Source organism: Halomonas sabkhae, assembly GCF_030409265.1.
GTDB classification, from domain to species: domain Bacteria; phylum Pseudomonadota; class Gammaproteobacteria; order Pseudomonadales; family Halomonadaceae; genus Halomonas; species Halomonas halmophila.
Map to the genome: position 1 here is coordinate 1 of NZ_JAUFPM010000025.1, position 13,160 is coordinate 13,160.

Consider the following 13,160-nt stretch of genomic DNA (forward strand, 5'->3'; position numbering starts at 1 on the left):
GCGCTATTACATCTGTGAGTATTATGATGGAATCCGTGCTCACGAGACTCTGGGCGGAGTGGCGCCCAGAGCCTATGAGTTAGCGGCTTGAGACAAGGTGTCTACTTTTTCGGGGTCACACCAGAGCTGGAAGCTGGAAGCCGGAAGCCGGAAGCCGGAAGCTGGAAGTGGCGTGGTGCAGGAACCGAGTCGCGAGCGACGAGAAACGAGCGGTTGGAAGCAAGCCGCGGGCGGGTCGCGAAAAGCTGAAAGCAGAGGGAAGATAAAAAGAGGGAAGAAGGAAGAGGGAAGAGGGAAGAGCTGGAAGCTGGAAGCCGGAAGCTGGAAGTGGCGTGGTGCAGGAAGCGAGTCGCGAGCGACGAGAAACGAGCGGTTGGAAGCAAGCCGCGGGCGGGTCGCGAAAAGCTGAAGGCAGAGGGAAGAGGGAAGAGGGAAGAGAGAGGCGACAGGCGACAGGCGACAGGCGACAGGCGACAGGCGACAGGCGACAGGCGACAGGCGACAGGCGACAGGCGACAGGCGACAGGCGACAGGCGAGGGGGGGCTGGGAGACACGGGCCGCGGTGATGGGCGTTTGGGGTTGGGCAGGTCGTGGGGGAACGGCCTGCCCGGAAGGGTTCAGAGTCTTACCAGCATCTTGCCGCGGTTGGCGCCTTCGAAGAGCTTCAGGAAGGCGTCGGGGGTCTGTTCGAGGCCGTCGATCACGGTTTCGTCGTGTTCGAGGTCGCCGCGGGCTACCTGAGGGCCGATTTCCTCGAGGAAGGTCGGGTAGTGCGACCAGTGGTCGAAGACGATGAAGCCTTCCATGCGCGCCCGGCGAATCAGCACCATGGCCAGGTTGCTGGGGCCGGGGGCCGGGGCGGTGTCGTTGTAGCCGGCAATCAGGCCGCACACGGCGATACGCGCCCCGACGCGCAGGGTGTTCAGTGCCGCTTCGAGGCAGACGCCGCCGACGTTTTCGTAATAGACGTCGAAGCCCTCGGGGCAGGCGTCCAGCAGGGCGGCGGTCAATTCGCCGGCGTCGCGGTCCTTGTAGCTGACCGCCTTGACGCCCAGGGATTCGAGCCAGTCGAGCTTGGCCTGGGAGCCGGCGATGCCGACCACGGTGCCACCCCTGGCCTTGGCCAGTTGCACCGCCAGCGAGCCCACGGCACCGGCCGCGCCGCTGACCAGGACGTTGTCGCCCGGCTGCATCTCGGCGATGCGGTTGAGCCCGGCCCAGGCGGTCATGCCCGGCATGCCCAGTACGCCCAGATAGGCCTGCTCGGGCACGTCATGACCCGGCAGGGGCTCGAGGTGGCTGGCCGGCAGCTGGGCAATATCGCGCCAGCCCTGCATGTGGCGGACCTTGGTGCCTACCGGGAAGTCTGGTGCACGGGATTCGATGACGTCACCGATGGCCGCGCCCTCGAGCGGCGCGCCCAGCTCGAAGGGTTCGATATAGGTGGTGACACCGGTCATCCGGCCGCGCATGTAGGGATCGACGGACAACCAGGTATTGCGCACCCGGACTTCGCCGTCGGCGAGCTCGCCGAGCTCGGCTTCGCGCAGCGCGAACAGCTCGCGAGCCGGCGTGCCCTGGGGGTGATCGGTGAGGGTGAAAAAGCGGGACTGCATGCAAGTTCTCCTGTAAGAACCGGACTATCGGCTGGAGCAAAACGACCGGCCGCCCCTGGAGGCGGCCAGTGTTATGAAGCGACCTGTAAGGCTCGGCCGATCAGTCCTTGAGCGATGCCATGTCGATGACGAAGCGGTAGCGTACGTCACCCTTCTCCATGCGCTCGTAGGCGGTGTTGATGTCCTGGATGTTGATGGTCTCGATATCGCAGGTGATGTTGTGCTCGGCGCAGAAGTCGAGTAGCTCCTGGGTCTCGGGAATGCCGCCGATCAGCGAGCCGGCCAGCACGCGCCGCTTGAAGACCAGGTTGGCGCCCTGAATCGCCGGCTCGATGGGCTCGACGAGGCCGACCATGATATGGATGCCGTCGTACTTGAGCGTGGCCAGGTAGGGGTTCAAGTCATGCTGCACCGGCACGGTGTCGAGCATGAAGTCGTAGGTTTCGGCCACGGCTTCCATCTGGGCGTCATCGCCGGAGACGACGACGTGATCCGCGCCCTGGCGACGGGCTTCCTCGACCTTGGCCTCCGTGCGCGTGAAGACGGTGACCTCGGCGCCCAGCGCCTTGGCCAGCTTGACGCCCATGTGGCCCAGGCCGCCCATGCCGATGACGCCGACCTTGTGGCCGGGCTTGACGCCATAGTGGACCAGCGGCGAATAGGTGGTGATGCCGGCGCACAGGATCGGCGCGGCGGCAGCCGGGTCGAGACCCTCGGGCATGCGCAGCACGAAGTGCTCGCTGACCACCACGCTGTCGGAATAGCCGCCCTGGGTCATGGTGCCGTCCTGGCGATCCGGGCTGCCATAGGTCATGGTCATGCCTTCCAGGCAGTACTGCTCGACGCCTTCGGCACAGGCCTGGCAGTGACGGCAGGAGTCGACCATGCAGCCCACGCCGACCATGTCGCCGACCTTGAACTGGCTGACATCATCGCCGACGGAAGTGACCCGGCCGACGATCTCGTGGCCCGGCACCAGCGGGTACTGGCTGAAGCCCCAGTCGTTGCGGGCGAAGTGCAGATCGGAATGGCAGACGCCGCAGTAGAGGATCTCGATGGCAACGTCGTCCGGGCGGGGTTGGCGACGTTCGAAGTTGAAGGGGGTCAGGGGCTGGTCGCTTGCCTGAGCGGCATAGGCACGAGTGGCACTCATGGGGCTCTCCTGTTGGTTCCATCGGGTTGATGTACCCCCGCATTATGGGGCCGGTCGGCACCGGACAGGACCGAGGTTTCTCCGGAATTTTTGTCAATTCCTCCAGTCAGCGGCGACGCGGCGCTATTCAAGGGGCTAAAATTGTTTCATTCATTTGCCTGATGCCGTCAAGGAGCCGCATGACCGAGTCCGCCGCGCGACCCTGTCCGCTGATCGAGCTGATCGCCCCGCTGGTCGAGCGTGATGGCTATATGCCGACCTCCCTGCCATCCGTCACGCTGATGGCGTCGCGACGTCCGGTGCCGCGCACGCCACTGATCTATGATCCCAGCCTGATCATTGTTGCCCAGGGGCACAAGGTCGGTCATCTGGGGGATCGGGAGATCCATTACGGCCCCGGTCAGTATCTGGTGCAGACTCTGCCGCTGCCCTTCGAGTGCGAGACGCACGCGTCCGAGGAGGCACCATTGCTGGGCGTCTCGGTGCGCTTCGACCCGGCACTGCTCGGCGAGCTGGTCACGGCCATGGGCGAGCCCGAGGTGGAGCAGTCGCCGACTCCCATGGATTCGGTGTCCATGACAGCCGGCATGCAAGCGGCTGTCGAGCGCCTGCTGCGCACCCTGCATGACCCGGCCGAGACGACGGCCATGGGCGAGGCCCGGGTCCGCGATGTGGTGTTCGAAGCGCTCAAGGGCGAGCAGGGCGCCGCGATGCGTGCCCTGGTGCAGCATGATGGCCACTATTCGCGCATCGTTCAGGTACTGACCTGGCTGCACGAGCATTATGCGGCGGATGTCGCCATCGAGACGCTGGCACAACAGGCCAGCATGAGCCCTTCGACCTTTCACCAGCACTTCAAGCAGGTGACCCAGGCCTCGCCGTTGCAGTATCTGAAACGGCTGCGGCTGATCAAGGCCCAGCAGCTGCTTGTGCAGGAGGCCTGCAATGTCAATCAGGCCGCCGAGGCAGTAGGCTACCGCAGTGTCTCGCAGTTCAGTCGCGACTATAAGCGCTGTTTCGGTGACTCTCCCCTCAAGCACCGTCAGCAGGAACGGGCATTGCAGGCTTCCTGAGACACTCGACCGGTCTGACCTTCAAGCTGCTTCCAGTGCCCGTGCGGGACCGAAGTGCTCGAAATGACGATGGCTTTCCGGCACGCCCAGCGCCGCCAGGTGCTGGTTGACGGCCACCATGAAGCCCTGGGGGCCGACAAAATAGCAGCGTGGGTTGCCACTTGGCAGGTGCTCGGCCAACAGTGCACGGGTCACGCGACCGGAGGGCGCCTGCGCCGGGTACTCGTCGGCCTGCTCGTAGAGGGTCACGACCTCGAGCTGCTGGGGGTAGTCGCGCCGGCAGGCCTGCAATTCGTCGCCAAAGGCATGCTGGGCCTGATCCCGGGCGGCATGCAGGTAGGTGACACGGCGCCCCTGCTGCAGGGCCTGGCGAAGCAGCGACAGCATCGGTGTCTGGCCGACACCACCGCTCAGCAGCATGATCGGGTCCTGGCCTTCCTCCGGCAGCGTCAGGTCACCGGCCGGTGGCAGCAGTTCGATGACATCGCCGACGTCCAGGTTGTCATGGAAGTGGCGACTGACCTGTCCCTGCGCTTCGCGCTTGATGGAAATCCGGTAGCTGCGGCCATTGGGTGATGCCGACAGGCTGTAGTGGCGATAGACGGGAGTGCCGTCGATCATCAGGCGCACGCCGATGAACTGACCCGGCTGAAAATCGGCGACGGCCTGGCCATCTTCCGGTTCGAGCACGAAGGAGCGGATGACCGCGCTCTCCTGACGAGTGCAGGCGATACGAAAGCGCCGCTCGCCTCGCCAGCCGCCGGGTGCCGCGGCGAAGGCGCGATACCGCTGGCCCTCGAGCTCGATCAGCAGGTCTGCCAGTTCCTGGTAGAGGGCTCCCCAGGCATCCGCGACCTCGGGCGTCACGGCGTCACCCAGCACATCGCCGATGGCCGCCATCAGGCACTCGCCGACGATCGGGTACTGGTCCGGTTGGATGTTAAGCGACACATGCTTGTTGACCACGCTTTCCAGCACGTGCCGCGCCCGGGCCGGGTCCTGGCGTAACTGCACATAGGCCAGCACCGAACCGGCGAGTGCCCGCGGCTGGCCCCCATCGGCCTGATGAGCCTGATTGAAGAGCGGCTTGACCTCCGGGTAACGCTCGAACATCAGCGGATAAAAGTGCGCGGTGATGGCATTCAGATGCTCCGCGACGACCGGGGCGGTATCGGCGATGATGGTTTCCTGGGCCTGGGTGAGCATGGTGTCTCCTGTCGGTGATCGAGTGACGCAGGGCCTGCCGTGCAACGGCGGGCTTCATGCTGACAGGAGCAAGGGCCGTGCCATGGGTGTGTCATTGCGACATCCTGTCGCATGGCCTTCATAAGACACTGAATTATCTGGGGTCATGGAGCAGGAGAAAGAACTTGCCGATCAGGTTGAAGCCAGGCCAGTCAGGCAGGCAGGTACCATGATCAAAAGGACAATCGTCAAAATGACACCATGGTGTCATGATGACAGTGTTCCCCGTGGATATCCCCGCGATCGACACAAGGCGCTAGCATGACGGCATTTCTTCAGGCATTGCGTGCCTTGCTGGCACAGCTTGCCGAGCATGAGGCCTCCGAAGCCCACTGGCGGCAGCTGCTGGAGGCCATGGTGGGCGACTTTCCGGCCGATGCCAGCACCCTGATGGTGGCGGATGGCGAGGCGCTGTGTCCGGTGGCCATGCTGGGGCTGAGTGATGAAGTGCGGGGGCGACGCTTTGCCCTGCAGGAGCATCCCCGGCTGGCGGCGATTGCCAACCATCCCGGTGTGTGCCGGTTTGCCGAGCACAGTCCCCTGCCGGATCCCTTCGATGGTCTGCTGGATGATGATCTCAGCGATGTGCATGACTGCCTGGGGGTGGCCTTGCGCGACGAGCAGCGGCTGATCGGTGTGCTGACGCTGGATGCCCTCGAGCCGGGCAGTCTCGATGTGCTGGATGATGAGCAGCTGCTGAGCATTGCGCGTCTGCTGGGGACCTGCCTGCGTCTCGCCGAACGCTTGAGGGCGACGCGAACCCGGCTCAACGAGGCCCTGGCCCGGCCTCCTTCGGCCGAGATCGACCGGCGGTGGAAGAGTGCGGCCATGCAACGGCTCGCTGAGGCCATCGAGATGGTGGCTCCCACCGACATGAGTGTCCTGCTGCATGGGGAAACCGGCGTCGGCAAGGAGCTGGTGGTCCAGGGCCTGCATCGTCGCTCGCGGCGTCATGAGGGGCCGCTGGTGCAGGTCAATTGCGCCACCCTGTCGGAAGGGCTGATCGAGAGCGAGCTGTTCGGCCACCGTCGCGGGGCCTTCTCGGGGGCGACCGAGCATCGGCGTGGTCATTTCGTGATGGCCGATGGTGGCACCCTGATGCTGGATGAAATCGGCGAACTGCCGCTGGCGCTGCAGCCCAAGCTGTTGCGCGCGCTGCAGGAGGGCGACATCCAGCCGCTGGGCGCCGAGTCGCCGCGCAAGGTCGATGTGCGGGTGATCGCCGTGACCAACCGCGATCTGGCCGCGGAGGTGGCGGCAGGCCGCTTTCGCGCCGACCTCTACCATCGGCTGAGCGTTTTTCCGTTGCGGGTTCCGCCGTTGCGCGAGCGGCTCGAGGATATGCCACTCCTGGCGGGCCATTTCCTGGAGACGAACCGCATTCGTCTCGGGCTCGGCAACCTGCGCCTGGAGGATGAGGCCCAGACCGCGCTGCTGGCCTGGCACTGGCCGGGTAATGTGCGCGAGCTGGAGCACACCCTGGCCAGGGCGGCACTGCGGGCACTGGGCGAGGCATCCAGTGGGGCAGCGGGGGACGTGCGTCGTTCGACGCTGTTGATATCGCCGGCGCATCTCGACCTGCCGCACCGGTCATCGAGTAGCGGGGCGTCGGTGGACGAAGACCGACCTCAGACAACACCCGGGGAAGAGGCCTCGATGCGGGAAGCGACTGCGGCCTTCCAACGGCGTCTGATTCAGCAGCGCCTGGCCGAGCATGAGCACAACTGGGCGGCGACGGCCCGGGCGCTCGGCATGGACCCGGGGAATCTGCATCGCCTGGCCGGGCGGTTGGGCCTGAAGGCCTAGCGAGCATGTTCCACTAGGCGTTCATCTGATCAGGGGCGTTGAGTGACTCAATGTCCGGCTCGGTAGGAATCAGGTGCAGACGCATGGTGCGATAGCGCTCGGGTTCCAGGCCCTAGCCTCGATCAGGCGCTGCAGTCGCTGGGTATGGTGCAGTTCCTCGATCAGGCTTGATTGAGTCGAAGGTGGTCTCGTTGATCCGGTTGATCATGTCCCGGGAGAGGTTGCTGCTTGATACACGCAGCGGCCCGCCACGAATGTGGCTTGGGGTTGGAGTTTGCTGTCGAGCAGGGTCACGTCGGCATCGAACCCCACGGCCAGCCGTCCCTTGCGGGCCTGTAGCCCGAGCACACGGGCGACGTTGCCGGCGATCAGGTCCAGGGCCTGCTCGAGCGGCAGGATGTCTTCACGCACCAGGCGCTGCCAGTCGCTGATCAGGGCGGTATTGCGTGCCACGCGCATGCCGACGTAGTCGCCCTGTGCGTTGAACTCGGGCAGGCTGCCGTTGCAGTCGGAGCTGATGGTGATTTGCTTGCGTGGCACGCCGCGCTCGAGCAGCCGCACTACCGCATCGAAGGCTGAGAGGCCTTCTTCGCCGGGATCCTCGAAGGCCGTCAGATCGATGCTGGCGCCGAAGGTAAGCGCGTATTCAGCCGCTTCGTCGAGCAGGGCATGGCGGCGATTGACGTGGGTGGGAATGACCTGGTCGGCGGGAATCTCGGTCTCGGACAACAACCGGCGCAGCGGTTCCAGGCCGCGCTCACCGTCGCCGACATGAAAGTGGCAGATGCCCCGCTTGCCAGCCAGCAAGGCGCCGATGCGCACCTCGCTGACCAGACGCTCGATCTCGTCCTGACGCGGCTGGCTGGAGCGGTGATCCGCGATCGCCAGCTCGCCCAGGCCGATGACCTCGGGAATCCAGGCCAGGTCCTGCTGGAGGTCGCCGGTGAGAGTCGGCGGTGGAACGCGATAGGCGCCTGTGTACAGGTAGGCGTCGATACCCTCGGCGCGCAGGCCGCGGACCTTGGCCAGCAGGTCCGCCGGCGAGCGGCTGAGGCTGTCGGTACCGAGCACGCCCACCACCGTGCCGATACCCATGGCGGCGATCTCGGTGGCGGTGATCTCCGGGCAGCGAGTGCCGAAGCCTCCTTCGCCACCACCGCCGGTGACATGGACATGCTGATCGATGAAGGCGGGAACGGCGGTGAGGTCGCGAGCCTCCACCAGGTGCACGGGCCAGCCTGACGGTATGGCGAGGTCGCGTCCCAACGCCGCGATGCGTCCGTCGGCGATCAGCAGGTCGGTCTCTTCGCGCGGTTCCGGCGCGTGGAGACGACCGACCCTCAGCAGGGTGATCAGTGGTCTGTCCTGGTCGATACGAGGCGTCATGGGGTTTCTCGATGGTTGTCGCCGCTCATCCCGACTCGGCAGTGGGGGCGGACGAGAAGCGTCGCCCGCGGAGGCGTTCGATGGCGCCGTCGATATCATCGATCAACAGGACCAGCAGGTCGCCCTCACGGGCCTCATCGAAGGCTCTTTCGATCGCCATGTGCTCGTCGAGGACGATCTCGAGCTGGCAGGCAGCCCCCGCTGAAGCTGCGCCATCGCGGAGTAATCCGGCGGCCTCGCCGGCGGCCCGCCCTCGGGGCAGAGGGTCGCAGATGAAGACGACGTCGTGCATCCTGGCAAGCTGGGCGCCCAACGCCATCAGGTCCTCGTCACGACGATTGCCGGGGGCACTCGCCACGCTGATGCGACGTCGCGCTGGAAGGCTGCTGACGAGCTCGTCGAGTGCCTCGAGCGCCGGCACATTGTGACCGTAGTCGATGAGTACCTGTACACCGTCAGCCGCGACGAGATTGGTGCGTCCGGGATTTTGACCGGGTGTGGGGTGAAAGGTCTGCAGCCCGGTCTGGATATCGGCAATGTTGAGGCCCAACGCGTAGGCGGCGGCACTGGCGGCCAGGGCATTGGCGATGTTGAAGCGGGCATGCCCCTCGAAGGTGATGGGCACGTCATTGATGGGGATGACATCGGCCTCGACGCGGCCCTGGCGCATCACGATCTGCTCATGGTGAATGGTGAAGGCCACCCCTTGTTCGCGAACATGCTCGCGGATGGCGCGTGAGTCGGGATCCAGCGTAAAGAAGATGATGTTGCCACGCGCCCATTGCTGACCTTCCAGCACATAGCGGTCGTCGGCATTGAGCACGGCGGTTCCGCCCTCGCGCACGGCGTCGATGACCACCGTCTTGCAACGCGCCAGCTCGTCGAGTGTATGCAGATCGTGCTCGCCGAGGTGGTCACTGCCGATATTGAGCAGCACGCCCACGTCGCACTCGTCGAAACCCAGTCCACGGCGCATGATGCCGCCCCGGGCGACTTCGAGCACGGCATGTTCGACAGTTGGCTCACGCAGCACGATGGCGGCCGCCTGAGGGCCGCTGTAATCGCCGCGCATGATCACATGGTTATCGATCTCGATGGTGCCGGTACAGGCCATGCCAACCTTTCGTCCCGCATGGCGCAGCAGGTGCGAGAGCAGTCGCACCGTCGTGGTCTTGCCGTTGGTGCCGGTCACCGCGGTGATGGGAATGCGGCCGTTGCTCCCGTCGGGGAACAGCATGTCGATGACGTGCTGGCCAACATCACGCCCTTGCCCGTGGGTCGGCGACAGGTGCATGCGAAATCCTGGGCCGGCATTGACTTCGACGACCGCGGCCGCCTGCTCCTCCAGTGGTCGGGTCAGGGTCTCGGCGATCAGGTCGATGCCGATGATGTCGAGTCCGATCAGCCGCGCGATGCGTTCCGCGGCATGATGAACCGCGGGGTGAAGGTCGTCGGTCACGTCCGTGGCGGTGCCGCCGGAACTGAGGTTGGCCGTGGACTTCAGGTAGACGACTTCGTCCTGGGCGATCACGCTTTGCAGGGTCAGGTTCTGCTGAGCGATCAACCGGTGCGACTGCTCATCCAGGTGGATTCGGGTGAGCAGGTTCTCGTGACCAATGCCGCGGCGGGGGTCCTGATTGGCCTGGTCCACCAGTGCTTGCAGTGTGGATGTTGCGTCGCCGACCACATGGGCGGGGCGTCGCCGAGCCGCGGCGACGAGCTTGCCATCGATCACCAGCAGACGATGATCCTCGCCCTTGATGTGTTGCTCGATGATGACCGATGGATGCTCCCGGTAGGCCGTTTCGTAGGCGGCGCGCAGCGCCTGGTCATCCTGCAGGTCGGTGCTCACGCCGCGGCCATGATTGCCGCTCAGCGGTTTTGCCACCACCGGATAGCCGACGAGGTGCGCGGCCTTGAGCGCCTCATCGAGCGATTCACAAATTTGCCCGAGAGGGACCGGGATGCCGGCATCGCCGAGGATCTGTTTGGTCCAGTCCTTGTCGCCGGCGATGCTGTGGCCAAGCAGGCTGGTACGGCAGGTCACTGTTGCCTGGATGCGCTGCTGGAGGTGGCCATGCCCCAGTTGCAGGTAGCTGCTTTCTTCACTAAGGCGTGTGTAGGGGATGTCGCGGCGCTTGGCCGCATCGACGATCGATGCGGTGGAGGGGCCCAGCATGTGGGCATCGCGCACCGTCTTGAGACGGTCGATGATGGCGGCCATATCGATGTCATCCCCGTTGAACAACCGAGTGACGATATCGACGGCTTCGACCCCGGCTGCCAGGCCGCAGGCCTCATCCCGATAGCGGTAGACCACGTTGTAGATGCCGGTGTCGTAGCTGTCGACCGTCTTGCCATAGCCGACCGAGAAGCCGACCAGGTTCTGCAACTCAATGGCGACGTGCTCTACGACGTGACCGGCCCAGGTGCCACGTGCCAGCCGTTCCAGGAAGCCGCCGGGCCGGCCGACCGAGCAGCGATGGGTCTGCAGGGTTGGGATGAGCGCAGTGATCCGTTCGGTGATATCGGGGACGGTGTCGCTGGGCCGCTCCTCGAGCTCGCCAATGTCCAGCCGCATGAGAATAGCCGGGTAGCGGCTGAAGTAATTGGGGCCGCGTAGGGCTCGGTGTTCGAGGATATTCACGTTGTCTCCGCAAGGCAGGCCTTGAGTTTGTCGGGGGTCAGGTAGCGTCGTGCCTCGATGTCAAAGCCGTGGCCGCTGATCAGCGCATGTATGACCATGTGCTCGATGGCCACTGTCCCTCCCATCGACAGCTCGGAGATGTTCGAGCTTGCCAGTTCACGGCTGTCGATGAGGATGACATGCCCTGGCCCGATGGCTTCGAGAATCCGGCTTGGATGAATGATCACGGCGGCATCTTCGCCGAGTCCCACGCCCAGGTGCTCCGGGTTGCTTGCACCGACCTCCATCAAGCGCGTGAAACGACCACGTTCAAGAAAGTGGCTATCGATGACCAGCCCATCGACGAGGCCGAAACCGGAAGTCATGTTGACGGCCCCCTTGCGCAGGGCATCCGTGGCGTTGCCATCGTAGATCATGGTTCCTGGCATGGCCGCTGCGCCGGCACTGGTGCCGGCCACGACGGCGCCGGCGAGCAGGCGTGCGCGGACGGCATTCAGCGTTGCCGAGCCGCCCAACAAATTGGTCAGGCGCAACTGGTCGCCACCGGTGAAGAAGATCACGCCACTGTGTTCGATCAGCCGGACATTGTCGGGATCGGCGGCTTGCTTGCGGCTCTGGATGTCGAGCGCATGGACATGGCCGGCGCCCAGGCGCGTGAAGACCGCTTTGTAGTCGGGGAGTATCTGATCGGGGATGCTACTGGCGGTGGCGATCACAGCAACATCGTTACTGCCTCTGGGGGCGAGAGCGAATACCTGCTTGAGGATCTCAAGGTCGGATGTCTTATCCTCGGCTCCACCGATCGCAACGATGTGACCGGGTATGGCGATCCGTTGAGAGGTCATGATCCCTTTCGTCGCCCAGCGACGCTCTTGAGGAAATATCAACAGCCAATGGCCAAGTGAGCAGGTCGATGAATCTCCGGATGCTTCCCAGCCCTTGTATCACGGTATAGCAGCCAGCCGCCGGCGCGGCTAGAACAAACGCTTGATCGAGGAAGGATTTTGTCGATGAGTGATCACGCCTGGCTGTGTAAACCCACCAGGTTGTTCACGGAAAGGCCCAGACGGCTAACTGGAGAATGGTAATCGAGACTGGCATGCGGGCGGTGCCAATTGTACTGATGAAGCCGGGCAGGCAGGTGCCTGTAGCGCTCATCCGAGCGAGTGAGCGTCGATGGCTACATGGACATACTCCCATCCCGCGCCAGGCGTGCTTTGCTAGCGGTCACCAGTCACGCGATGCCCCGGGCGCTCGGCATGGCCCCGGGGAATCTGCATCGCTAGGCCGGACGATTGGGGCTCAAGTCGTCGTGACGGCCTTCACTCGCCGGCCAGGCGACCCGGGCGCAGGCGTTCGACGCTCCAGCCAACCAGGCTGAGCATGCCGAGGAGCCCGGCGAGCCCCAACGAGAGCCAGCCGAGTGGCACGAGTAGTTGGGGCTCGTTCAAAGTGCTCTGACCGACGATGACATGCTGGGCCACAAAATGGAGCCCACCGCAGAGCAGGGCGGTAGTGATGAAGATGCCGGCGAGATAGGCAGACGCTTTGCTGAAAAGCATCCTGCTTGTTACCTGTAACGTGCGCATTCATGGGAGGAGATGGCATCCCTTGCCATCGGAGCGCACATGATACGCCATGCGGCGGCTGTAGTGCAGCGAAACAGTGTTTTTTTATTGTCAAGAATCGTGACCGTCAGCGTGACTGGCCGAGCAGCAGCTTCCCCTCGATGGGAATGAAACGCGACGCCGAACGTATCAGCGCCTCGGCGGTGAGGCTGGGGACGCCGTAGACTTCCACCGCGACACCATGCTCCTGGCGCAGTGTGTCGGCGAGCAGGGCAAAGTCGCCATCGCCGGATGCCAGCACCACGACATCCACGGCGCCGGCGTGGCGGACGGCATCCAGGGTGATGCCGACATCCCAGTCGCCCTTGGCCGAGCCATCCGCGCGCTGGATGAAGGGCTTGAGGCGAACCTCGAAGCCGATGGCACGCAGGATATTCTGGAACTGACGCTGCTTGGCGTCGCCGCGGTCGATGGCATAGGCAATGGCGCGTGACACCTCGCGCCCGGCGGTGGCGCGGGCCCACAAGGCGTTGTAGTCGACATTGCGCTGATAGGCGTGACGGCTGGTGTAGTACAGGTTCTGGACATCGAGCAGGATCAGGACGCGCGGCATGCGGCACTCTCGTTGAATACCGGGCGGACGGGTGTCCGCCCGGTCGACACAG

10 protein-coding genes and 1 pseudogene are annotated in these 13,160 nt (G+C 64.6%); 2 read left to right on the forward strand and 9 right to left on the reverse strand.

Annotated elements, in window-relative coordinates:
• Positions 1-618 precede the first annotated feature (618 nt).
• Entirely contained in the window at positions 619-1,617 is a 999-nt protein-coding gene (locus tag QWY79_RS15515) for an NADP-dependent oxidoreductase (RefSeq protein WP_290274795.1), read from the reverse strand.
• Positions 1,618-1,717: 100 nt separating this feature from the next.
• Complete coding sequence (locus QWY79_RS15520; RefSeq protein ID WP_290274798.1) at positions 1,718-2,770, reverse strand: NAD(P)-dependent alcohol dehydrogenase; 1,053 nt, start codon at positions 2,768-2,770, stop codon at positions 1,718-1,720.
• 179 nt (positions 2,771-2,949) lie between these two features.
• On the opposite strand from QWY79_RS15520, the gene QWY79_RS15525 reads away from it, so the two are divergent.
• Positions 2,950-3,843, forward strand: a complete 894-nt coding sequence (locus tag QWY79_RS15525) for an AraC family transcriptional regulator (RefSeq protein WP_141318326.1) — start codon at positions 2,950-2,952, stop codon at positions 3,841-3,843.
• A 21-nt stretch (positions 3,844-3,864) separates the two neighbouring features.
• On the opposite strand, the gene hmpA is transcribed toward QWY79_RS15525, so the two are convergent.
• Complete coding sequence (gene hmpA / locus QWY79_RS15530) at positions 3,865-5,049, reverse strand: NO-inducible flavohemoprotein (RefSeq protein ID WP_290274801.1); 1,185 nt, start codon at positions 5,047-5,049, stop codon at positions 3,865-3,867.
• Positions 5,050-5,349: 300 nt separating this feature from the next.
• Here hmpA and norR point away from each other — a divergent pair, with 300 nt between their 5' ends.
• Entirely contained in the window at positions 5,350-6,894 is a 1,545-nt protein-coding gene (gene norR, locus QWY79_RS15535) for a nitric oxide reductase transcriptional regulator NorR (RefSeq protein ID WP_290274803.1), read from the forward strand.
• Between the two features lie 204 nt (positions 6,895-7,098).
• Here norR and iadA read toward each other — a convergent pair whose 3' ends face one another.
• The 6 genes and pseudogenes from iadA to QWY79_RS15565 form a co-directional block, all read right to left on the reverse strand.
• On the reverse strand, positions 7,099-8,280 hold the full coding sequence (gene iadA, locus QWY79_RS15540) for a beta-aspartyl-peptidase (RefSeq protein ID WP_290274806.1): 1,182 nt from the start codon (positions 8,278-8,280) through the stop codon (positions 7,099-7,101).
• Between the two features lie 25 nt (positions 8,281-8,305).
• Positions 8,306-10,927: a cyanophycin synthetase gene (gene cphA, locus QWY79_RS15545; protein WP_290274809.1), complete on the reverse strand. Its 2,622-nt coding sequence runs from the start codon at positions 10,925-10,927 to the stop codon at positions 8,306-8,308.
• Positions 10,924-11,772 carry a cyanophycinase gene (locus QWY79_RS15550; RefSeq protein ID WP_290274812.1) on the reverse strand — a complete coding sequence of 283 codons (849 nt, stop codon included), beginning with the start codon at positions 11,770-11,772 and terminating at the stop codon, positions 10,924-10,926. The genes cphA and QWY79_RS15550 overlap by 4 nt, the downstream gene beginning before the upstream one ends.
• A gap of 173 nt (positions 11,773-11,945) precedes the next feature.
• Positions 11,946-12,089, reverse strand: a pseudogene (locus QWY79_RS15860) (IS481 family transposase); the annotation flags it as partial.
• 160 nt (positions 12,090-12,249) lie between these two features.
• Positions 12,250-12,489, reverse strand: coding sequence for a hypothetical protein (locus tag QWY79_RS15560; RefSeq protein WP_141318332.1), 240 nt, complete (start codon positions 12,487-12,489; stop codon positions 12,250-12,252).
• Positions 12,490-12,622: 133 nt separating this feature from the next.
• A complete protein-coding gene (locus QWY79_RS15565; RefSeq protein WP_290274817.1) occupies positions 12,623-13,108 on the reverse strand; it encodes a LabA-like NYN domain-containing protein in 486 nt (161 codons plus the stop codon).
• Positions 13,109-13,160 lie beyond the last annotated feature (52 nt).

Bases quoted from the DNA above. Each gene is read 5' to 3' on its own strand.
- QWY79_RS15525 (WP_141318326.1), top strand. From the start codon at position 2,950: ATGACCGAGTCCGCCGCGCGACCCTGTCCGCTGATCGAGCTGATCGCC.
- QWY79_RS15515 (WP_290274795.1), bottom strand. From the start codon at position 1,617: ATGCAGTCCCGCTTTTTCACCCTCACCGATCACCCCCAGGGCACGCCG.
- hmpA (WP_290274801.1), bottom strand. From the start codon at position 5,049: ATGCTCACCCAGGCCCAGGAAACCATCATCGCCGATACCGCCCCGGTC.
- QWY79_RS15520 (WP_290274798.1), bottom strand. From the start codon at position 2,770: ATGAGTGCCACTCGTGCCTATGCCGCTCAGGCAAGCGACCAGCCCCTG.
- norR (WP_290274803.1), top strand. From the start codon at position 5,350: ATGACGGCATTTCTTCAGGCATTGCGTGCCTTGCTGGCACAGCTTGCC.
- QWY79_RS15560 (WP_141318332.1), bottom strand. From the start codon at position 12,489: ATGCTTTTCAGCAAAGCGTCTGCCTATCTCGCCGGCATCTTCATCACT.
- QWY79_RS15550 (WP_290274812.1), bottom strand. From the start codon at position 11,772: ATGACCTCTCAACGGATCGCCATACCCGGTCACATCGTTGCGATCGGT.
- iadA (WP_290274806.1), bottom strand. From the start codon at position 8,280: ATGACGCCTCGTATCGACCAGGACAGACCACTGATCACCCTGCTGAGG.
- QWY79_RS15565 (WP_290274817.1), bottom strand. From the start codon at position 13,108: ATGCCGCGCGTCCTGATCCTGCTCGATGTCCAGAACCTGTACTACACC.